This window comes from Clostridium paraputrificum (assembly GCF_900447045.1).
Classification (GTDB): Bacteria; Bacillota; Clostridia; order Clostridiales; family Clostridiaceae; genus Clostridium; species Clostridium paraputrificum.
The window spans coordinates 48214-70296 of record NZ_UAWH01000018.1 but is presented as its reverse complement, the minus strand read 5'-3'; the positions used below and the strand labels follow the sequence as shown (position 1 = coordinate 70296).

Sequence of the window (22083 nt, the reverse complement as noted above, 5' to 3'; positions counted from 1 at the left end):
TTTCAATTCTATTTGTCCCAAATTAAGGGATTTTTTAACTTTCTTATATTAGTAATATAGTAAATCCACTTTTCCCCTAAAAACGGTACAAATAGAAACATAAAAATACATCTCAAACCACTGATATCACTAGCTTAGATCGTTTTTCAAAGGTACTAATATTTAAACATATATTTAGTCTTTCTTAAACCTTTAACAGTTCCTATTTTAATTCTATTATCTTTTAAAAACATATTGAACTCATCATTTTCCAATATCTTGTCAAAACTTTTCCTTCCAAAATCCGTAGCATCCATTATATCAGATACAGTAATTCTTTTTTTATCCCATTCATTTAAAATCCAACTCTTTAAATTCTCTATATTATTCATGCTCCTCACCTCTTTTACACTATCTTTTTTTAACTCTTCATTTTTTCTAAATATATAAGTAGAATTATTATCACTTTTTACTATGTAACCACTATTAATTAAATCTCGTTTAACAGTTTTCCAAATAACCTTCTTATCCGTAAATCCTTTAATTCCGTATTGAAATATAATTTCATCTTTTAATGCTTTAGTTAACTTAACACCTATATATTTCTCATCTATTATTTTCATCCAAGGCAAATATATTCGTTCACTCCTATAAGTTGAGTTTCCTATATATGTTTCTTTTCTTACTAATTCTCCATATTTAGCTTTTTCATAAATATATCCGTCACCATCAAAAAGTGTTTCTAAACAACATAAATAATCTATATCTTGTCTAATTCTATGCCTAGCTTGATACTGCTCATCTTTATCAGATACATCTATTAAGCATATTTTAAACGCCTTATCTTTTAAATTCCATCCTGTTTCATACGCCCCGTTAACTATAAGTACATCAACATCAATGTTCTGTTCTTCATCCTCTTTGTATTTTTTAGTTAATAATTTTCTTAATTCTAATTGTCTATCATTCATGGTAGGAATAAACTCTTTAACTACTTCTCCCCATTCATCTACAGTAATATTATATTTTCCATTGTTTACACTACACAGCCATTCAGCCTTGATATTGTTATTGGTAAACCATTGTTTATATTCTTTAGATTTTCTAATTGTTTTGGTGTAAATATACATTTTAAATCCTAACTTTTTCATTTTTGAGTAATTTAATGTCTTTATTATATTAAATGTATTATTAGTATAATCTGGTTCAAAATTATGAGTATATAAATTTTTTCGCTCTTTACTAGAGAAAATCATATATATATCAGCATATTTCCCATACTGTTGCATAAAGTCATTTATTGGCTTTGGAGTTCCAGTTAATCCTATTACTAGTGATCTTTTAGTTATAAAGTCAAGTTCATCAATTAAATTTACATATTCACCATCATTAGAAAATACTTCATTTCCATCTTCATCTTTATATCTATTATGTTTTTTACAATATTTAAAAAGATTTTGAATCTCATCACAAATTATTATATTAAAATTATCTGTAATAATACTTTTATCTTTTTTAATGTAATAGCCAAGAGAGGAATATGTCATTACTTTAATCTCTCCATTATCCTCTGCATTTAAAATCTTAGATAAATCATTAAATTTCTTTGAATCTATAATAGAGCCTTTGCTAAACCTAGCTGTTATTTTATCATTCTCACTTAACACAGAATCTTTTAGCATAGTTGTATCACACACGTATAATATCTTACTTAATCGTAAATCATATGATAGTTTATCTCTTTCAATAGGATTCTCTATATATTTACTAGTTTTATCTAAAAAATCACCTAAGATAAAGCTAGTTTTACCACAACAAGGTGGAGCATTAACAATATTTAATCTATTATATTTAAATTTCTTTTCATATTCCTTAAAGGCTTCATTTAATCTTAACTTTTTACCCATAAATTCATCAATCCTTTCAATTCAATTTTATCTAACCCTTGTACACCACTTATCATATAACTGTTGCGTTTCTGTATCATTAAATACAAAAAATATCTTTCCAGTTTTCTTATGTATTTGTGGCCTTTCTTTTGGCATAACTCCATTCTCCATATAAAAATAAGCTTGTTGCCAATTAAAAATCATTCTATTCATTTCTAATCAATCCTTTCATTCATAAATTTGGAACAAGTTCTTATTAATAAACCTGTTCCAATAATTCAAGGTAAGGAGGGAGTTATCCCTCCAAAACCACTACTAGAAACTAACTTCTAAATAATTCTTGCTTTTATTGACTTCTTTAACTTTTATAACTTGTCCATCTACCACTTTATCAGTATGATCTTTAAAGATATAACCAACCTTTAAACCATCTGCACTTCTATAAACATTATAATTAATGTATTCTTTATTCTTCTCCACTTTTATTAATAATTCATCTGTTATCTCTAAGTCATTTCTATTTGTAAATTTAATAGTATTTGCCTTATCAACTTTTTTAGATAGATTAAATTTTGTTTCTGAAAACATATCTTTAATGCGTACATTTGAGAATAATTTTTCTTTTGTATACTTTGAAAACATCCAATCTATTTCTCCATCATCACATTTTTTGTATTGATATATATTTTCCACAATAGGCTCATTAGATTTATTTCTTTCTAATATTTTATTTTGTACTGTTCTCCACAAAAACACTTCAATAAATCTAACAGTTGGTTTAAGCTGCTTAATAGTTGCCACTACATCATTATCAGATATATTAAGTTCATCAACTCTTTTTATGATTGTATAATCTACAGTATCAAGCTCCTCATTTTCTGCTTTAGTATTTAATAGAGAGTTTCTAATACTCTTGTAATCTTCATAGATTTTTATTAATTCTTCATTAACTATTCCATCTTCAGCCTTATAATCCATCGCCTTTACTAACTTAGAAGCATTTTCATTTCCTGATATAGCATCATATGTTTTACTTAAAAGTTTTCTATTTATGTAGAAGCAATATCCATCCATCATGTTACTGTTCTTTTTTACATTGCCCTCTTTACCCCAATGCAGAATATCTTTACAATCATCTATTTTTCCTTTTCCCTTGCAACTACATTTAGCTAAAAGGTGCATGAATACAGGTTTCATTAGCATTTTATAAGTCTTTAATTCGTCTTGTAAGTATTCAGGAATTGGCTTTAAACTCTTTGGCATATCTATAGCGAGCTGGCTTGCTAGTAATATACTAAAATATTTTTCTTTGTTAGCTAAAAATAGCTGAGTTATAAACTCTTTCTGTTTATCTTTACTAAATTCTTTAACTTGTTTCCACTTTTCTTTATTGCTTAGCATTTTATTAATATTAGCTTTTATTTCAGCTCTTTTTATTTTTAATTCTTCTTTTTCAAATTCAGATAAATTAATTCCATTATTTTTACAATACCTTTCAACCAACATATTCCATGTATAAGCTTTCTTTTCTTTAAAAACCCAATTATCTAGTGAAGTACATACAGCATTAAGTTTAGCGTTGCTTATAGCAATTTCTCCTATTAAGTTACCACTAGAAGCTAATATATCTTCATATAATTGCTTTCTAGTAAACAAGTGTGGTACTTTCTCTCCATCTGCTTTATTAATAAAAGGGCTGTCTATTTCAACAATAGAATCATATAAAATATCGTTTTTAACAACTCCGAATCCATCTCCGTCTAAATCTGCTGTAGACATTAGAAATAGCCTATTATCAAATCCATTAAAAAACACTATTTCAGGGGTATAATCCTTTAACCACTTATCTAATGTATCATTTTTAACTAGTTCAACTTTTTGCAACTCTTGGAATAATGCTATTGGATTACGGTACATAACTCTCTTGCCTTCTTCTCCTGCAATATAATATTCGTTTTCCTTTAGTCCATTATCCCCTCTATCACCTGTTAAAAGATAGTTACAATAAGTTATAGGATCTAAAGCACCATACTTATATCCACCTTCTAGACACATCTTTCCACCTGCAAGTAGCTTTAATTGTTCTTTTATTAATCTAGCTATCTGCCTTTTAATTCTTCTCATTTTCAAGGCATCTTCTTGTAAATTAGCTAATAAAAAGTGTAATTTTGTACTGATTGTGTATTCATAATCTTCACTATTTTCGTCCACTTCTTCTGCTAAGTCTCCAATAAATAACCTAACAGCATCTATATCATTAAAGTCCAACAATCTATTATAGTAATCTATAGTCTTTTGAGCCATTTCTATTAACTCTTCTACAGTTAAATTTGTATTTTGTAAAAGTTGATAGTTTACTTTCAAAAAATTCTTTAAATCTTTTATATTTTTAGATACTTTTGTAACATACAAGCAATCTAATATATCTCTATAATCCTTATAGAATTCATCTTCATATTCCTTATTCAGTTCTTTCATGGAATTCCAATTGCCTATCCATTTCGCTTGACTTTCGTTTAGTAATAAATCAATCTCATCTACATTATTCCATTCTCCAAATATATCTTTAATATAGTAATTTCCGTTTTCTTTTTTAAAACTATTGTTATCTTCCTTATAATTTTTCTTAAAGTAATCTGCAAATGGGAATCTTAATGCGAATCCTTTTATAGCTAGTCCTTTATAACGGCGAATTATAGCAAAGTCGGGGGTATACCCCAACTTTAAATCCTCTGCGATAATGTTTGCCATATTATCAGACATTAGTCCTCCACCATCATTTAATATGAACTTTCTTTCTAATTTTTCTTGCTTATATTCTTTATTTTCTGTTAGAATAGTGTAACGATCTTTTTTTAAGTAAGTGGCTTCTGGTACAATTACTATGTTGGGAGCATAGTTAATTTTGTAAGCACTAGATGTTGTTAAACCTATACGGGCAACAATATCTTTTACCAAGCAGAATGTATCTTTACCTTCTTTTTGTGCTAATTTGTTGCCACTTACCAATTTTTCAAATACTGTTCTAAATTCTTCCTCATCTTTTTTTATAAAGTAATACTCTAATTTATAATTACCATTATCACTTTTTTCTTCTTTCTTTTGCATACTAGGAGATGTAACTAACGGAACATATATATTATCCTTATATGTAATTCCATTTATTAATTGATCTAAAGCAATTTCCTTATCTGCATCTAATATAACTTTTATTATTTCATCTAATCTTTTACTATTTTTAAACTGTTCTTTCTTATAAACCTCGTATGCTCTTAGCATAAAATTCTCAGGTAATGAAACCTCTTTTGTAAACTCTCCATTTTTAACATAATCAATCTTTAACATTTTACTCTTCATTCTAACACCCTTCCTACCTAACATTTTCAGTTCTACTATCCTATTTTTAAAATGGTACGTCATCTTCCTCAAATTTATCTTCTATGTAGTCTGTCTCGTTTTTCTCCAGTATATTGTTTTCGTTCTCTTCTAATGCTCTAAAAATTTTTTCAAATAATTTTTTATTTTTCTCATTCATTCTTATCTTTCTCCTATACTAATAGCTAATTCTATCCACTATCTTGTTGTTTTCATCTATAAATATTTCACCAACAAACATACTATCTATTCCATTTGCCCAAACACTTCTAATATTTTTATTAAGTAAATGTTCCCTTTCTTCAACGTAATCTTTTTTAAACTCTTCATCAAATTCACCGCTGCTATCTTCTAAAAGTTCTTTAATAGAATCATCCAAGGAAGTAATTTCATCTTCTAGTTCATAATTTTCTAATTCTCCAAATTCATATTCTGCTTTTACATCTTTTAAAATTTCATCTATATCTTTAGATCCTATTCCTACCCTTCTACTTCTATCTCCTTCAGTTTTCCATCTCATAATATTAAAAACAATTTCTTCCTTAGTCCTTGGATTTCTTCCTGTAACAACATCAAACTCAACTTCTTCTACCTTAAACCCCATTCTTTCTAATTCTTCTTTTACAATTGCCTTTACATTTTCCACTACCTAAACATCTCCTCATTAATTATTGTTAATTTTGTATTTTTGCTATTGTTATATAATTGTTTTTGTAGTCCATACATTAAACCTTTATTAAAATCTCTTGTATGTTGGGGTATAGGTACTACATTATTACTTGTCTTATGTCTAAACGCTACATGAGATCCATTCTGTCTAATATCTTCATATCCTAATTCATTAGCAAATTTACACATTGTTCTGTAATCAAATATCTTTTGTGGTTGTCTTTTGTCTTCCTTTTTTATTTCTTTTTTATTACTATTCTCTATACTTTTCTCTAATCTAATTATCTCTTTCCCTATAAATCTTTTAGTTTTAGTTTTATACTCGTTTACTTTTGAATTAAATTCCTCTTTTAGATTTAGTAATATTAGAGCATATATCTGACCTCCACTATATACAATATTATCCGTCCTCCCCATATAAAGAGCTTGTCTATTAGACATCATTTTTGCATTATACAAGCCAAACTTTCTATTTGCCCCTATCATATCGCTTTTAAAAACATCGATACATTCTTTAAGTCTTCCGTGCTGATTCATTTTCAACTGCTTTTTAATCCCCTTAATATCTTCACAATTTCTAGTAAGTAAATCTGAAAAAGTATCATTTATTCCTTTTATTTCATCTGTAATACTGTCATATTCCTTCATGTATTTCTCATTTATTTCAATTGCCTTTTCTACTTCATCCATTCTAGCCATTGTTATATCAATTCTGTTAAATAAATCCATATATTCATCTTCATATTTCAAGCAATTTTCTATCACAATTTCTGTTGCATAATCTATAAATTCCCTATCTACTTGATTAAACTTTTTAATCCACTCCATTACATCTCCACCCCGTATCTATTTATGTACAAAGAATCACTTTCATCCTTAAAATTAACTATAAACTGTACGTCATTAGGCTCATATTCAATTGACTCTATATTCTTTATATCTCCAAGTATGCAAGGCTCTTGACCTTTTTCCTTAAATAATAATTCGCCTTTTTCCGATTCAATTTCATATCCATGAATTGTTAAATAAGTATATTCGTTTGGGTTTAAATCTAATTTACTAAAATAATTTACTTGTCCATTTTTAAGATTTATTACTGCGGTACTATCTTCTAAAAACAATGAAATAAATGTTCTATCCTTAGATATTTTTAATCCTGTTAGAGAATTAGGATCAACATCTAAATCATTATTTCCCCATATTCTACCCTCTATTAAGTTGTAGTAAGAGTGTTCGTTTTTTTCTATACTCTCAAAGATATCTGCAACAATATTCTCCATTGGTAAAATAGTTCTTTTTACACCTTTGTCATAGCACACATTTAAATAGAAATCATGATAAACGCTATCATAGTTAGTTTTCTCATCATACTCTCCCTTAAACAATTCTACATACTCTCTTGGATGTACAATGCCTATTACATAAGTGCCATCACTCGAAACCTGATGTGTATACTCATACCCATTATTTAGACTATTATACTTATCACACACCTCCTTTACTACTTGATTTGCATTTACCATGCTCTCTCTCATTTTTTTATTCATCCTTAATACCTCCATGTTTTTTTATTTTGAGCCTTATATAGACTCATACCTAGCCCCCTTAGGGGCTACTTATCAATCTATACTTGAAAATTTTACTTTTTTATAATAAAATGAGAACATGGGCTTTTTGTATATAAGATATTTTTATGTTATAGTTTTGTATCAATATTACTTACTAATTAATCTATAATCTCACCAATATTTCCCTCTGAATCTAATATTATTTATTTTTTTTTACAATGTCAAATTTACCTTCAACCTTTTTGCAATTTAATTGTATATCACTTTCAAATACAATGTCAAAAAAGATATTTAGACACAATCTGACTTTCACAAACCTTTTAAAATAGCTGTTAGTGATATATAACGTTCATTATATGCTGTTAACTCTGCAAGTTACATTTCTTTACATTGCATTTTTATTTATAACAGAATTATTGATTATACTGTCATTGATTGTGCTGTTATTGTTCATCCTCTAAATCTCCAAAATCTACATCTTCAAATATTTTAAGATATTTAGAATAAATATAATGATTATCCGTAAATGTAACCTTTAATGTCGTTTCATTTACATCTATAAATTCAGCATTACAAAAAATTAAGTTTTTTATGCTTTCGCAGAAATCCTCTATCGTCATATTAATCCCTACATCAAATCCATATTTTTTAACATTAACTATATTGCCATTAAACGCTTCTACATCCCCCATAAATGTAAGGAATTTGCAGAATTCATTTTCTGCACTTTCTACGTAACCTTCTAAAACATCCATAACATTATTAAACTTTAATTCTTTTTTCATAATAATCATCCTCCTATTTTTAAACTTACAAGCTTATTTTTCAACTTTATAGTTTAATAATACCCCCTTCTTTTTAAACTGTCAAGTGCTTTTTTAAATTTTTCAGTTGTTTCTTCAACTTAATATGATATAATAAATATGAGGTGATATTTATGGGACTAAAAGAAGATATAAAATCTTACATAGTGAAGAAAGGATGGACTGTTACCAAAATCGTAGAGGAATTAAATAGAAGACACGAAAAACAACAAACAGTTCAAAATTTGAGTAAGAAAATTAATAATGAGACTCTTAGATATGATGAAGTTTTAGAGATTGCAGAAATAATTGGATATGAAATTAAATGGATAGAAAAAGAACTAGATTAACCCTAGTTCTTTTTTCAATGTATATTTTTTTTAATATTAATAAAAATAGAAATATATTAGTATTAAAAAGGAATGAGAATTATGAATTTTAATAAATGTATAAAAGTAACATTAATAAAATGTTTAAATTATGATTATAGAAAAGTTAAACAAATAATAAAGGATTTTCAATATAAGTATAGTAAGGCTTATAATATGGCAACCAATTACTTATATTTGTGGGATACAAACAGTATGAATTTAAAGAATCTTTATGATACTAAAATAGTAGATAAAGAATTATTAGGCAAATCTAAAGGTGCATGGATTGAAAATAGAATGAATGAAATAATAGAAGGTGCTTTATCTAATAATGTAGCACAAGCTAGGCAAGATATTATTAATAAATATAACAAATGTAAAAAAGATGGATTATTTAAAGGTAAAGTTTCGTTGCCAACGTATAAACTTGATTCTAAAGTAATTGTTCATAATGTAGCATATAAGCTAAGAAACCATAATGGATATTTTATAGATATAGGATTACTTAATAAGGGTAAACAAAAAGAACTGAATGTAGGAAGATTTGAATTTCAAATAGATAAGCTAGATGGTAATAAAAAGGCTACAATTAATAAAATAATAAATGGAGAATATAAGCAAGGTTCAGCACAAATTAGTATATCTAAGAAAGGTAAAATTGAACTAATTATATCCTATAGTTTTGATAAAGAGGAAATTCCAGTATTAGATAATAATAGAATCTTGGGAATTGACTTAGGTATAACTAATGTGGCAACAATGAGTGTATATGATTCTATCAAAGATGAATATGATTATTTTAGTTGGAAAACAAATGTAATAAGAGGAAAAGAATTAATAGCATTTAGACAAAAGTATTATAATTTACGTAGAGATATAAGCATAGCAAGTAAGACAGCAGGCAAAGGAAGATGTGGACATGGTTATAAAACTAAAATGAAACCAGTTGACAAAGTTAGAAATAGGATTGCTAATTTTGCTGATACTTATAATCATAAGATTAGTAAATATATAGTTGAATTTGCAGTTAAGAATAGATGCGGAATTATACAAATGGAAGATTTAAGTGGTGCAACAAGTGAAGTACATAATAAAATGCTTAAAGATTGGTCTTATTATGATTTACAACAAAAGATAGAATATAAAGCTAAAGAGCAAGGAATAGAAATTAAGAAAGTTAATCCTAAGTATACAAGTAAAAGATGTAATAATTGTGGTTGTATACATGAAGATAATAGAGATTGTAAGAATCATCAAGCTAGGTTTGAGTGCAAAGTATGCGGGCATGGTAAAGATACAGATGTAAATGCTGACGTAAATGCAAGTAGAAATATTGCTATTCCTGATATAGATAAGATTATAGAAGAAACCGAAATATTACATAGTGAAAATAAACCGGCTAGTTAATTCTAGCTTACAATAAAGGTTGATTTACCAACCTAAATCGAGTATCTATAACATAAAACTAAGAATATTAGCAAGTTTATAGAAGAATATCTCGATAATGCTTCAGGTGTTAAATCACTTGGTAAAGGTTGTGTAGGGGAGTGGCTTTAAGTCAGAGTTCTACACCGATACAACTCTTTGAATGAATATAAGTTTAAATACAAATAGCTTATTTACAATGGTTTAATATTAACAAAGGTTGTATTTAAATCTCATATTAACCCTTTCTTGAGTAGTACCAAATATTGTTTAATATTACCAAAGGTTGTATTTAAATTTAGTGGATAAAACTTTCCCTTCGACTTTTTCAACGTTTAATATTAACAAAGGTTGTATTTAAATTGCTGTGACATATACTCATCTTTTTGACAAGTAAAGGTTTAATATTAACAAAGGTTGTATTTAAATTGTGATTCTTTTTCCCATAAATTCAAACTTTCTTGTTTAATATTAACAAAGGTTGTATTTAAATTTGCACAGCAGGGATTAGCAGAAGTGGAGCTGTAGGTGTTTAAATTAACAAGAGTTGTATTTAAATCTCCGTAAAAACTTTATTGGCCATAGATAAATCTGTTTAATATTAACAAGAGTTGTATTTAAATGCATATCTTATTAGTCCTAAAAATATAAAAAGTAAGGCTAGAGAACTTAATCCCTAGCCTTTAGATAGTAATTGTAATATTCTTCTTTTGTGCATCTCTTCTTATAGCATTTCTTTCTTTTTATCTTTTTGTAGTAGAATTTGCTTACTAAGTTATAAATCCTATCTAGCATAATCTTACCTCCAAATTATTTATATAAAACACTTGCAATCTAGTAGCGAAGCGTTAGAATCGTTGGGAACTGGTTGAGAATTTTGGATATAGTAAAGCCGAGAATATCGACTTATTTACTATCGTTGGTTTACTGTATATCGAACCCCATCAATAGCCTTACTAATTGTTTCTACTATCTATACACCCATAGCATTAGTAAGGTAGCACAATGTATATTCCTCCACCTTAATATTTAAAGTCCTTTAGGCATTGGACTTAACGTAACTAATAATTATGTATTAATTCCGACCTCAATTTATGCATCGACTAGGCTATCTACTAGAATTATTTATAGTTGCTCTAGTGCCTAACAACTAAACTACACTATTTTAGAGTATAGTTAATAAAACCTTGCAAAATCCATATTTTTTTGATACCATTAAATTACGGTTTAAGATGGTATCTCCTAGTGGGATATACAAAGATTTATAAAACAATATTTAATTGTAATGTAGGTATTGGCGTACCTACTATTTTTTTGTTTATTTTTTCATGTTCTCTAAAGGGCTATAATTTTGGTAAGACCTTCTTAAATCTTCATTGGCTAAATCTAAATACGCCTTTTCAGTTACAGTAACAGAACTGTGTCCTAATATCTTACTTAATGTATAAATATCTTTACTTGCTATCAGAAACCGCCTTGCAAAGTTATTACGAAGTGCATGGGGGGTTATATTTTTATCTATTTGGGCTCTTGCTTTATAAATTCTAAAATTACGCTCAAAATTTGACGCTGTTAATGCTCTATTAGTTCTTTGAGTTGGAAATAATAAATCATTTTCTTGTATTAAATCCTTATATTTAATCCATCTTGATAGCATCTTAGACATAGTCATACTAAAAAATACAACTCTATCTTTTTTCCCTTTGTTTATTTCAGCAGGTATTAATATGCTTCTCCTAACTATATCTATATCGTTAATTGTTAAATTGAGAGTTTCTGTTAATCTCATGCCAGTATCTAATATCAAATTTGTAATTATATAGTCTCTATACTCGTTAAACTTAGTTAAATCCATAGACTTAACTAATCTCTTCCACTCTATATCAGATATTTGGTCTTTAGCTTTTCTTTTTAACTTTATAAATTTAACTTTAGAAACCGTATTATTCCTAATAATTAAATTCTCTTCTAGCCAATTAAAAAACACCTTTATATTTCTCAAATAATTATTTAAAGTCGCATCACTTAGTTCTTCACCTAAATCTTTTCTTTTCTGTTGGTAATTCAAATTTAAACTCTCTACATTTGCTATGTAAGAGTATTTTCCTCTTTCCTTTGTAAACTCTAAGTAGTCTTCCACAACCTCTTTGTCCACTTTTGATATATCACCAATATCTTTTTCTTCTTCTAAATATCTTGCGAATAAAGTTAAAGTTTGGTAATAACTCATAATTGTCTTTTTAGATAATCCTTTAATTCCACAATAATCAATAAAATCTTGGATATATACTTGAATATCTTTAATTTTCTTTATCCTAGGCACAAAAAAACCTCCAATCAGTTAAGTTTTTACACCTAACCAATTGAAGGTTTAATATTACATAATTTAAATATATTTATTGTTATAAAACCGTAAATCTATGTTTAGTTTTATATAGTTTATCGACATAAGCTTTTCAAACTTTGGGTCTATTACTGCTATTAAGATACCTTATTTTTAAGTCTTAATTTATCAGCTATAATTGCTATAAATTCCGAATTGGTAGGTTTTCCCTTTTCATTATGAACAGTGTAACCAAATAACTTATTTATAGCATCAACTTGTCCTCTACCCCAAGCTACTTCGATAGCATGTCTTATAGCTCTTTCAACTCTTGAAGCAGTTGTATTATACTTCTTAGCTATTGATGGGTATAATTCCTTAGTAACAGCTGATAATAATTCCATATCGTTAACAACCATAGTGATTGCTTCTCTTAAATACATATATCCTTTAATATGTGCTGGCACACCAATTTCATGAATTATGCTTGTAATTTCAGTTTCAAGATCAATAGGTCCTCTGCTAGTTGCAGCAGCTTCTCTTTGAACAACTTGAGTTGAAACAGATCTTCTCTTAGTTTCAACATCTTGTGTGCTAAACATCTCTCTTATTCTCTTTGTAAATATATCCATGTCAAATGGTTTTACCACATAATAATCAGCACCTAAAGTTATTGCTTGTTGAGTAATTTTATCTTGTCCAACTGCAGACAATACGATTACTCTTGGCATTTTATCTAAATCCATTCCATTTAATTTTTCTAGAACTCCTAATCCATCAAGGTGTGGCATTATAATATCTAAAACTACTAAATCGGGTTGCTTTTGTTGAATTAACTCCAATGCTTCCCTACCATCTTTCGCTATTCCTGTTACCACTATATCCTTTTGGTTTAATAAATAATCATTAAGTATGCTGCAGAATTCTTTGTTATCGTCAGCGATTAATACTGATATTTTTGAATCTTCCATGCTTTTCTCCCCTTTTATCCATTTTTTACCAACGTAATTATTAATTCGCCATTTATTTATCAATTCCTTCTTTCACCAAGAAAGATTTCACTAAGACTTTATAATTGCATTATTATAATATAAATTCGACATTACTTAAAAAATTCCTTTTTAACTTTAAAATGTATCATCTAAATTATAAGATTTTTTAATCTTAGTATATACGGTTTATTAATATTACTTTAGTATATAATATTCTTCTTTGTTTTTAAATATTATAATTATATCTTCCACTATTTGTAAATTATACACCATATTTGCATCTTCGTAAATACTTTTATCTAAAATAAATAAATATTTTTACATTTATTGGTAATTATTTCTGTTCTTTACTTCCTATTTACACTCTATTAACAGTATTTCGTCAAAAAATTAAGGATATCCAATAATTTAGATATCCTTAGTATTTTACTTCAAAATTCCTGCATCTTCAAGCATCCAATCAATATAAATTCCATAACCAACATCTGGTTTATTAATTAACACATGAGTAACAGCTCCAACCAATTTTCCATTTTGTATTATTGGGCTTCCACTCATACCTTGAACAATCCCTCCAGTTTTACTTAATAAGGCTTCATCAGTAACCCTTATTAACATACTTTTAGGACCAGGTGAATCTTGTTGAAGCAATTTTACTATTTCTATTTCATATTCCTTAGGTCCTTCTTCATCTATGGTTGTTATTATAGTAGCTTTTCCTAATTTTATTTCATCTCTGAAAGCCACCTTCATAGGTGATGACCTCATGGGATTACATTCTGCTTTTTTACCCTCTCCAAAAATACCACATTGAGTATTTTTCACTATACTCCCTATTGGTTTATCATCATTCACAAAAATACCCTTAAGTTCCCCAGGCGCACCCTTTTCACCTTTTCTTACACTTATTATTGATGATTGTAGAAGATCACCTTTCTTTATTGTAAAAGGTTTATTTGTATCTCCATCAGTTACAGGATGACCTAATGCAGCAAACTTTCCTGTCTTTTCATCATAGAAAGTCATTGTACCAACTCCTGCTGTTGAATCCCTTACCCAAAGACCTAATTTATATCCACTATTGCCTTCCTTAACAAGAGTTACTTCTTTGTTTAAACTTTTACCATCTCTTAATAGTTCAATATTAATTTTTTCTTTATTAATTGAACTTACTTTTTTTATTAAGTCATGCGATGTTTCAATAGCCTCTCCATCAATTTTTAAAATTACATCTCCTACTTCTATGCCAGCTTCACCAGCAGGGCTAATCTTTCTATCATTAGCTATTGCTATTTCAGAAAACCCTACTACTAAGACTCCTTGTGATGAAAGTCTTACACCAATACAATTTCCACCAGGTATAACTTCAATATTCTTCACTTTATGTACTGAAACCTGTTTTATTGGTATTAGTCCAAGTAAGTTCACCTTTAACTTTTCTTCTTTATATTCTACCTTATTAAAAGGTCCCACATTGGGAAGTGCCGACATTACTTCCACTTCACTACTTGTATAAAGATGATCTGGTACATCTTTTAGCATAATGCATGTGGACAGAGCCAAAATCAAGATTGGAGTAATTATTACGCTTACTATTTTTAATAGTTTTCTATTCATGTCCTTCTCCTCCTTCTCCTCCTTTGCTTCTGTTTTTAAGTTACCCATTGGACATGCATTATATTCTATAGGAACTTTTCTAATATAGACAAATATTAAATATAAAATTTTTAAATATCTCTTTTTGAAAAAAATTGATACCTAGTTACAAGGTTTCATAAAATTATGTTTCTTTTTATGGAAAACAAAAAAAATAAAACCACAAACTCTTGTGATTTTATTTTTACCAATATATTATAACTTATGTATATTAAAGATTTTTAATTTCATCTTTTTTAGACTCTGCAAACTTTAGCATCTCTTTTACGTTTTGTATGGTAGCTTCTGTTACTCCATTACCACCCATCATTGATGCCACTTGATTTATTTTATCTTCTATAGATAACATTCTAATTCTTGTATAAGTTTTATCATTTACTACTTCCTTTGAAACAAAATAGTGATGATCTGAAAGTATAGCTATTTGAGGAAGATGTGTTATACATAAAACTTGATGTCCTAATGATACTTGATACATCTTTTCTCCAACACGTTGTCCAACTGCTCCACTAATTCCAGTATCTATTTCATCGAAAATTAGAGTTGAAATTTCATCCTTATCAGCAAATACACATTTAAGTGCAAGCATTATTCTTGATAATTCTCCACCTGATAAAACTCTTTCAAGAGGTTTTAAAGGTTCTCCTGGATTTGTAGATATCATAAAGCTAACATCATCAAATCCTCTTTCATTATAATTATCCTCTAAGGTTATTTCTATCTTCATTCTTGACTTATCTAATCCAACGTAAGATAGTTCTCTAAGAATTTTTTCTTCTAATGAAGGACTGTATTTTTGTCTTATTTCATGTAGCTTTTCACCTACATTTTTCATGTCACTTAAAATTTGGCTTTCTTTTTCAGTTAATTCATTTAGTATTTCTTCAGCATTAATTAACTCATCATATTTTTCTTTTAATTTTTTATGATAAGCTAGCACTTCTTCTACTGAACCGCCATACTTCTTCTTATATGTATTAATTTCATAGATTCTCTCGTTGATTTTACCAAGTCTAACATCATCATAGACTATTTCATCACCAAGATCTCTAATATCTCTTGTAGCCTCTTCTAAGCTAAAATAAGCACCTTCTAATAATTCTCTCTTTTCTTTTAAAGCTTCAAGATGATTTTCCACTGAAGAAACTTCACTTATTACCTTCGAAAGAGATTCTAAAATTGAATTTCCATCTTCTCTTTGGCTTAAAAGTCCATAACTTATTCTAAGAGCATTGTTTATTTTTTCTGCATTATTTAAAACATTGTACTCTTCTTTTAGATCTTCCTCTTCACCAATTTTTAATTTACCTTTTTCTATATCTTCAATTTGGAATTTAGTATAGTCAATTAGCTTATCTCTGTCCTCAGCACCTTTAATTTTATTAATTTTTTCTTTAATTTTTGATAGTTCTTCTTTTAAATTTAAAAATTTATTTAAAGGCTCTTCTATATCTTCTCCAATATAATTATCTAAGTATAAAATATGACTACTTCTTTGTAGTAAACTTTGATTTTGATGCTGTCCATGAATATCTAATATCTTTTCTCTTATTCTTTTAAGCTGAGTTATAATTAAACTTCTTCCATTTACTTTTATTATGCTCTTACCAGATAATAAAGTTTCTCTTGATATTATTAGCATATCATCATACTCGATACCTAACTCATCTAATACATGGTTAACATTGTCATTGTCTATTGAAAAAATTGCTTCAACGAAGGTTCTTTCTTCTCCTGTTCTTATTAGATCCTTTGAGAACTTTCCACCTAAAACATAATCAATAGCATCAATAAGAATAGATTTACCTGCACCAGTTTCTCCTGATAGTATATTGAATCCTTCACTAAACTCAACAGTTATTTCTTCAATTAGAGCAAAATTTTTAATGTTTAATCTAATTAACATTCTACCCCACCTTTTTAACCCTTAAGATATTAAATTTCTTATTTTAACTACTAATTCTTCTGCGCCTTCAGTAGTTCTAAGCATTATAAATATTGTATTTTCACCTGCAATTGTTCCAGCAATCTCATCAAATCCAAAACTATCAATAGCTTCTGCAACTGGAGCTGCGCCTGCAGATACAGTCTTTACAACTACCATTTTATCTATATTTTCAACTGAAGTAGTTAAATTAGCTAAAACGTTAGTTAATTTATCTGACATATTATTTTCATTTGTCTTTGGAACAGCATATTTATACTTTCCTGAAGGCCCTTGCATTTTTATAAGCTTTAAGTTTTTTATATCTCTAGATACTGTAGCTTGAGTCACATCAAAACCTTCAGATTTTAACGTTTCTGCTAAATCTTCTTGTGTCTCAATATCTCTTTGAGCTATTATTTCCAAAATCTTTAAATGTCTTTTTGATTTCAAATTTTCTCACCATCTCATTCCTTAGAATTATTTAAGATTTTTGTCCTTAACACTTTAAAATAATCATAATCCTTAAACAAAAGAACTTGAACACTTTTTTCTGCTCTTTCAACCTTTATCTTAGTTCTTTGTTCAACCTTTGTAGCTTTTTGACCATCCACTGTTAAATAAATTTCTTCTTCCCCATTTTCAGGTATAATCTCAATTTTACTTTCTCCACTTAAAACCATTGTAGGCATACTTTTGGTATGAGGACAAATTGGAGTTAAGGTTATTAAATCAAGATTTGGATAAATAAAAGGCCCCCCTGCAGAAAATGAATATGCTGTTGATCCAGTTGGAGTTGCAACAATTAATCCATCACCCTTAAAAGTTGAATAAAGCTTTCCATCTACAAAGACTTGAAACTTTACCATTCTTGAAAGTGTGCCTCTTGCTACAACTACATCATTTAATGCATGTTCTTCAATAACTTCTCCATCTTTCATGGTTTCATATTTAAGAAGCATTCTATCATCAAGATTATATTCATCTTTTTTTAATTTTTCTATTGCTCTATCTATATCTGAAATTTCTGTACTAGACAGAAAACCTAGATTTCCAATATTGATACCGAAAATAGGTAATGAAGTTTTTTTACTAATTTCTCTTGCTACATTTAGGAGTGTGCCATCTCCCCCTAAGACAACAAGTAAATCTAAAGGGGTTTTAAACTCTTCATCTTTAATCTGGAATGAATTAAAAATTCTTATCTCCTCTAAATCGAAATTCATTTCAAACTTCTTTTTAACCATATTTAATATCTCATCATTTTTATCTTTAGTAGGATTTATGGCTATCCCTATTCTTTTCATACTTTCCCCCAAGAAAATTATATTTCAGTATGAGATGCTTCTACAACCTTATCCACATCTTCCCTAACAAAAGTACTTTCTCTTTCCATATCCTTAGTAAAATAAACTAAATACTCTATGTTTCCTTCAGGTCCCTTTATAGGAGAATAACTAACTCCTAATACATTAAGATTATGTTCAATTAAATAATCAATAATTCCAAATACTACTTCTTTATGTACTTCAATGTCTCTTACAACACCTTTTTTTCCTACTTTTTCTTTACCTGCTTCAAATTGTGGCTTAATTAAAGCTACAACTTCACCTTTATCCTTTAAAAGTTCTACAGTTGCAGGCATTATCTTTTTTAATGATATAAATGATACATCTATAGAAGCAAAATCTACAAGTTCTCCTAAGTCTTCAGGTTTAACATATCTTATGTTTGTTCTTTCCATACAAACAACTCTTTCATCAGTTCTAAGCTTCCATGCAAACTGACCATATCCAACATCTATAGAAAAGACCTTACTTGCACCATTTTGTAGCATACAGTCCGTAAATCCACCTGTTGATGCACCAATATCCATACATACTTTACCTTCTAATGTAATAGGAAAGTTTTTCATTGCCTTCTCAAGCTTTAATCCCCCTCTACTTACATAAGGTAATTTTTCACCTTTATATTCAATATTAGCTGTTACTGGAACCTTTTCTCCTGCCTTATCAACTCTTCTTCCATCTACAAAAACCTTACCAGCCATTATTGATGTTTTAGCTCTTTCTCTAGATGTAATTATTCCTCTATCAACTAATAGAATATCTAGTCTTTCTTTCTTATCTGCCATAATCTTCTCCTTATATTATATAAGTTTAAGCACAGTATCTGCTATTCCTTTTCCATCTAAACCATTATCCTCATATAGAAGATCTACACTACCTTGATTTATAAATTTATCATCGTATCCTAAGTTTACAAATTTACCTTTATGTCCACAGTTAGTTAACTCTTTTAATACTAGAGTACCTAAACCGCCATTTTTCATATTATCTTCTACAGTTACTATGTGGTAACCTTCTTTAGATAGTTCTCTTATTAAATCTGTATCTATTGGCTTAATAAAGGTAGCATTAATTATACTTGGGTTAACATTTTTTTCTTCTAATATTTTTTTTGCTTTTAAAGCATGTTGAACCATTTTTCCAGTAGCTATTATTGCTACTTTTTCACCTTTATTTAATGTTTCCCACTTACCTAGTTCTACTTTACTTATAGGAAACAAGCCATTTACTTCATCTCCACCTCTAGGATATCTTATAGCAACTGGTGTTCCTTTAGCTAAGGCCCATCTAAGTAACACATCAACTTCTTCTAAACACTTTGGTGCCATAATAGTCATGTTAGGAATCATTGATAAAAATGATATATCCATAATTCCTTGATGAGTTTCACCATCATCTCCAACAATACCTGCTCTATCTATGCAAAAAACAACAGGTAGGTTTTGTATGCATACATCATGTATAACTTGGTCAAATGCTCTTTGCAAGAAAGTTGAGTATACTGCAAACACAGGTTTTAAGCCACTACAAGCCATTCCTGCAGCTAAAGTAACTGCATGTTGTTCTGCTATTCCTACATCAAATAATCTATCAGGGAACTCCTTATAGAAGCATCTAAGACCTGTACCATCTGGCATCGCTGCTGTTATTGCTACAACGTCTTTATCCTCTTTTGCAATTCCTATTAAAGATTTTCCAAAGGCTTTTGAATAGCTATTTGATGGAGATATATTAGGTTCCCCACTCTCTAAATCAAAAGGAGAAACACCATGATATTTCCATGGACTTTTTTCTGCAAAATCATATCCTTTACCTTTTTTAGTTATGGTATGTATAATTACAGGTCCATTTATCTCTTTAGCTTTATTAAACATTTCAACCATTGTTGGTATATCATGACCATCTATAGGCCCTATATATTTTATTCCCATATCTTCAAACAACATTGAAGGGACAACTAATTGTTTAACACTATCTTTTAATTTTGATAATGAATGAATAACTGCTTTTCCTACAGAGCTATTGCCTAAGCTTGAATTAATATCCATCTTAAGTTTATTATATCCTGGTTCCATTCTTAATTTATTAAGGTACGATGATATACCTCCTACATTTGGAGATATAGACATTTGATTATCATTTAAAACTATAATCATATCTGTCTTATTGAAACCAACATCATTTAATGCTTCAATGGCCATTCCACCAGTTAAAGCTCCATCACCTATTACTGCAACTACTTTATAATCTTCTTTTTTTAGATCTCTAGCTCTTGCCATACCTAAGGCTGCAGATATTGATGTACTACTATGCCCCGTATCAAATGCATCATATTTACTTTCATTCCTCTTAGGAAATCCGCTCATTCCATCTTTCTTTCTAAGAACCTTAAATCCTTCTTTTCTTCCAGTTAAAATTTTATGAACATAGCTTTGATGTCCAACATCCCATATTATTTTATCTTTTTCTAAATTAAAACTCTTGAAAAGACTAAGTGTTAATTCAACTACACCTAAGTTAGATGCTAAGTGCCCTCCAGTTTTAGATACACTATTTATAAGAAACTCTCTTATTTCTTCCCCTAAAGATCCTAATTCATTATTATTTAGAATTTTAATATCTTCAGGAAACTTCATATTATCTAAAAACTTTGTCATATTATCATTTCCTTTATACTAATATTCTCTATCTAAAAGATTGTAAGTTAACTCCTTTAGATATTTAGCATCTACTGTCAAATCATTTAGTATAGAAATACATTCTTCCGTTAACTCTTTGCAAATATATTCGCATCTGTCTATACCATACATTGTAACAAAGTTGCTCTTATTTTTATCCTCATCCTTATTAGTGTTTTTGCCTAACTTATCTACTGAACCTAAAACATCTAATAAATCATCTTTAATTTGAAAAGCTAACCCTAGTTTCTGACCAAAAATATCAAGCTTTTCAATATCACTTTCGTTAGCATCCCCTAATATTGCACCTGCAACAATAGAACTTCTTATAAGTTCACCTGTTTTCTTTAAATGCATATATTTTAACTCTTCTTCTGATAGTGTTTCCTTTTCTTCACTTAATATATCTACAACTTGACCACCAATCATACCATCAGCACCAGCTGCATTAGCTATTTCTTTTGAAGCTCTTAATGCATTCTTTCCTGATTTTAGTGAATAATCCATCATTAAAATCATAGCTTCATTTAATAATGCATCTCCAGCTAATATTGCTATAGACTCTCCAAAAACTTTATGGTTTGTTGGTTTGCCTCTTCTTAAATCGTCATTATCCATTGCTGGAAGATCATCATGAATTAAAGAATAAGTGTGAATCATTTCTATTGCAGCTGCCATAGGCAATACTTCTTTATAGGATACTTTATATAAACTATATGTTAATAAAAGTAATATTGGTCTTATTCTTTTTCCACCAATATTTAAACTATAACTTGCTGCATCATAAATTTTCTTATTATAACTTCCTTTTTCCAAAAAATAATTACTTAAATATTCTTCTATATCCCTTTTACACTGGTCAATCTTAATTACCATCTTCAAACTCCACTTCTTTTTCTTCTTTTATAATAGAAATTTTGCCTTCTAGTGTATTTAAAGTTTTATATAATTTATTAACTATTTTTACTCCCTCTTCATAGGATTTCATAGATTCCTCTAGAGAAAGTTCCCCATTTTCTAATTCTCCTAAAACTCCTTGAAGCTTTTGAAGCATTTCTTCATAACTCTCTTTTTTTGCCATA

At 28.6% G+C, this 22083-nt stretch carries 21 protein-coding genes and 1 CRISPR repeat array; of the genes, 2 read left to right on the top strand and 19 right to left on the bottom strand.

What is annotated here, in order from left to right:
- Nucleotides 1-155: 155 nt before the first annotated feature.
- The 8 genes from DR024_RS16010 to DR024_RS15985 form a co-directional block, all read right to left on the bottom strand.
- Nucleotides 156-1886 (bottom strand): DEAD/DEAH box helicase family protein, encoded by a 1731-nt coding sequence (locus DR024_RS16010; RefSeq protein WP_111919170.1) that lies wholly within the window; start codon nucleotides 1884-1886, stop codon nucleotides 156-158.
- A gap of 27 nt (nucleotides 1887-1913) precedes the next feature.
- Nucleotides 1914-2081: a hypothetical protein gene (locus DR024_RS17800; protein WP_172458958.1), complete on the bottom strand. Its 168-nt coding sequence runs from the start codon at nucleotides 2079-2081 to the stop codon at nucleotides 1914-1916.
- 102 nt (nucleotides 2082-2183) lie between these two features.
- Entirely contained in the window at nucleotides 2184-5225 is a 3042-nt protein-coding gene (locus DR024_RS16005) for a hypothetical protein (protein WP_111919168.1), read from the bottom strand.
- A gap of 46 nt (nucleotides 5226-5271) precedes the next feature.
- Nucleotides 5272-5403: a hypothetical protein gene (locus tag DR024_RS18175; protein WP_278335691.1), complete on the bottom strand. Its 132-nt coding sequence runs from the start codon at nucleotides 5401-5403 to the stop codon at nucleotides 5272-5274.
- An 18-nt stretch (nucleotides 5404-5421) separates the two neighbouring features.
- Nucleotides 5422-5889: a hypothetical protein gene (locus DR024_RS16000; RefSeq protein ID WP_111919166.1), complete on the bottom strand. Its 468-nt coding sequence runs from the start codon at nucleotides 5887-5889 to the stop codon at nucleotides 5422-5424.
- Nucleotides 5889-6740, bottom strand: a complete 852-nt coding sequence (locus DR024_RS15995; RefSeq protein WP_111919164.1) for a type II toxin-antitoxin system HicA family toxin — start codon at nucleotides 6738-6740, stop codon at nucleotides 5889-5891. Before DR024_RS15995 ends, DR024_RS16000 begins: the two co-directional genes overlap by 1 nt.
- Nucleotides 6740-7459, bottom strand: coding sequence for a hypothetical protein (locus DR024_RS15990; protein WP_111919162.1), 720 nt, complete (start codon nucleotides 7457-7459; stop codon nucleotides 6740-6742). Before DR024_RS15990 ends, DR024_RS15995 begins: the two co-directional genes overlap by 1 nt.
- Nucleotides 7460-7923: 464 nt before the next feature.
- Nucleotides 7924-8265: a hypothetical protein gene (locus DR024_RS15985; RefSeq protein ID WP_111919160.1), complete on the bottom strand. Its 342-nt coding sequence runs from the start codon at nucleotides 8263-8265 to the stop codon at nucleotides 7924-7926.
- 152 nt (nucleotides 8266-8417) lie between these two features.
- Between DR024_RS15985 and DR024_RS15980 the strand changes: the two genes are divergently transcribed.
- Both DR024_RS15980 and DR024_RS15975 read left to right on the top strand, forming a co-directional pair.
- Complete coding sequence (locus tag DR024_RS15980; protein WP_111919158.1) at nucleotides 8418-8633, top strand: LLM class flavin-dependent oxidoreductase; 216 nt, start codon at nucleotides 8418-8420, stop codon at nucleotides 8631-8633.
- An 81-nt stretch (nucleotides 8634-8714) separates the two neighbouring features.
- Nucleotides 8715-10061 (top strand): RNA-guided endonuclease TnpB family protein, encoded by a 1347-nt coding sequence (locus DR024_RS15975; protein ID WP_172458957.1) that lies wholly within the window; start codon nucleotides 8715-8717, stop codon nucleotides 10059-10061.
- A gap of 220 nt (nucleotides 10062-10281) precedes the next feature.
- Nucleotides 10282-10573: direct repeats of the CRISPR family, unit length 31 nt; unit sequence GTTTAATATTAACAAAGGTTGTATTTAAATT.
- A gap of 175 nt (nucleotides 10574-10748) precedes the next feature.
- Here the strand turns inward: DR024_RS15975 and DR024_RS18170 are convergent.
- From DR024_RS18170 to DR024_RS15925, 11 genes are all read right to left on the bottom strand, one after another.
- Nucleotides 10749-10874: a hypothetical protein gene (locus DR024_RS18170; RefSeq protein WP_278335690.1), complete on the bottom strand. Its 126-nt coding sequence runs from the start codon at nucleotides 10872-10874 to the stop codon at nucleotides 10749-10751.
- 523 nt (nucleotides 10875-11397) lie between these two features.
- Nucleotides 11398-12402: a tyrosine-type recombinase/integrase gene (locus DR024_RS15970; protein WP_111919154.1), complete on the bottom strand. Its 1005-nt coding sequence runs from the start codon at nucleotides 12400-12402 to the stop codon at nucleotides 11398-11400.
- Between the two features lie 158 nt (nucleotides 12403-12560).
- Nucleotides 12561-13373, bottom strand: coding sequence for a sporulation transcription factor Spo0A (gene spo0A, locus DR024_RS15965; protein WP_027097704.1), 813 nt, complete (start codon nucleotides 13371-13373; stop codon nucleotides 12561-12563).
- 447 nt (nucleotides 13374-13820) lie between these two features.
- Complete coding sequence (spoIVB, locus tag DR024_RS15960; protein WP_111919152.1) at nucleotides 13821-15011, bottom strand: SpoIVB peptidase; 1191 nt, start codon at nucleotides 15009-15011, stop codon at nucleotides 13821-13823.
- Between the two features lie 250 nt (nucleotides 15012-15261).
- The gene (gene recN, locus DR024_RS15955) at nucleotides 15262-16956 is read right to left on the bottom strand and encodes a DNA repair protein RecN (protein ID WP_055183884.1); all 1695 of its coding nucleotides are present in this window, start codon (nucleotides 16954-16956) and stop codon (nucleotides 15262-15264) included.
- 21 nt (nucleotides 16957-16977) lie between these two features.
- Entirely contained in the window at nucleotides 16978-17427 is a 450-nt protein-coding gene (locus DR024_RS15950; protein WP_027097701.1) for an arginine repressor, read from the bottom strand.
- Between the two features lie 14 nt (nucleotides 17428-17441).
- Complete coding sequence (locus DR024_RS15945) at nucleotides 17442-18281, bottom strand: NAD(+)/NADH kinase (protein ID WP_027097700.1); 840 nt, start codon at nucleotides 18279-18281, stop codon at nucleotides 17442-17444.
- A 17-nt stretch (nucleotides 18282-18298) separates the two neighbouring features.
- Nucleotides 18299-19108 (bottom strand): TlyA family RNA methyltransferase, encoded by an 810-nt coding sequence (locus tag DR024_RS15940; RefSeq protein WP_111919150.1) that lies wholly within the window; start codon nucleotides 19106-19108, stop codon nucleotides 18299-18301.
- 15 nt (nucleotides 19109-19123) lie between these two features.
- A complete protein-coding gene (gene dxs, locus DR024_RS15935; RefSeq protein ID WP_111919148.1) occupies nucleotides 19124-20980 on the bottom strand; it encodes a 1-deoxy-D-xylulose-5-phosphate synthase in 1857 nt (618 codons plus the stop codon).
- An 18-nt stretch (nucleotides 20981-20998) separates the two neighbouring features.
- A complete protein-coding gene (locus tag DR024_RS15930; protein ID WP_172458968.1) occupies nucleotides 20999-21871 on the bottom strand; it encodes a polyprenyl synthetase family protein in 873 nt (290 codons plus the stop codon).
- Nucleotides 21867-22082, bottom strand: coding sequence for an exodeoxyribonuclease VII small subunit (locus DR024_RS15925; protein WP_027097696.1), 216 nt, complete (start codon nucleotides 22080-22082; stop codon nucleotides 21867-21869). Before DR024_RS15925 ends, DR024_RS15930 begins: the two co-directional genes overlap by 5 nt.
- Nucleotide 22083: the final 1 nt, after the last annotated feature.

Coding starts and splice junctions, on each gene's coding strand:
- DR024_RS16010 (WP_111919170.1), bottom strand. CDS start 1,886: ATGGGTAAAAAGTTAAGATTAAATGAAGCCTTTAAGGAATATGAAAAG.
- DR024_RS17800 (WP_172458958.1), bottom strand. CDS start 2,081: ATGAATAGAATGATTTTTAATTGGCAACAAGCTTATTTTTATATGGAG.
- DR024_RS16005 (WP_111919168.1), bottom strand. CDS start 5,225: ATGAAGAGTAAAATGTTAAAGATTGATTATGTTAAAAATGGAGAGTTT.
- DR024_RS18175 (WP_278335691.1), bottom strand. CDS start 5,403: ATGAATGAGAAAAATAAAAAATTATTTGAAAAAATTTTTAGAGCATTA.
- DR024_RS15995 (WP_111919164.1), bottom strand. CDS start 6,740: ATGGAGTGGATTAAAAAGTTTAATCAAGTAGATAGGGAATTTATAGAT.
- DR024_RS15990 (WP_111919162.1), bottom strand. CDS start 7,459: ATGAATAAAAAAATGAGAGAGAGCATGGTAAATGCAAATCAAGTAGTA.
- DR024_RS15985 (WP_111919160.1), bottom strand. CDS start 8,265: ATGAAAAAAGAATTAAAGTTTAATAATGTTATGGATGTTTTAGAAGGT.
- DR024_RS15980 (WP_111919158.1), top strand. CDS start 8,418: ATGGGACTAAAAGAAGATATAAAATCTTACATAGTGAAGAAAGGATGG.
- DR024_RS15975 (WP_172458957.1), top strand. CDS start 8,715: ATGAATTTTAATAAATGTATAAAAGTAACATTAATAAAATGTTTAAAT.
- DR024_RS18170 (WP_278335690.1), bottom strand. CDS start 10,874: ATGCTAGATAGGATTTATAACTTAGTAAGCAAATTCTACTACAAAAAG.
- spo0A (WP_027097704.1), bottom strand. CDS start 13,373: ATGGAAGATTCAAAAATATCAGTATTAATCGCTGACGATAACAAAGAA.
- spoIVB (WP_111919152.1), bottom strand. CDS start 15,011: ATGAATAGAAAACTATTAAAAATAGTAAGCGTAATAATTACTCCAATC.
- recN (WP_055183884.1), bottom strand. CDS start 16,956: ATGTTAATTAGATTAAACATTAAAAATTTTGCTCTAATTGAAGAAATA.
- DR024_RS15945 (WP_027097700.1), bottom strand. CDS start 18,281: ATGAAAAGAATAGGGATAGCCATAAATCCTACTAAAGATAAAAATGAT.
- DR024_RS15940 (WP_111919150.1), bottom strand. CDS start 19,108: ATGGCAGATAAGAAAGAAAGACTAGATATTCTATTAGTTGATAGAGGA.
- dxs (WP_111919148.1), bottom strand. CDS start 20,980: ATGACAAAGTTTTTAGATAATATGAAGTTTCCTGAAGATATTAAAATT.
- DR024_RS15925 (WP_027097696.1), bottom strand. CDS start 22,082: ATGGCAAAAAAAGAGAGTTATGAAGAAATGCTTCAAAAGCTTCAAGGA.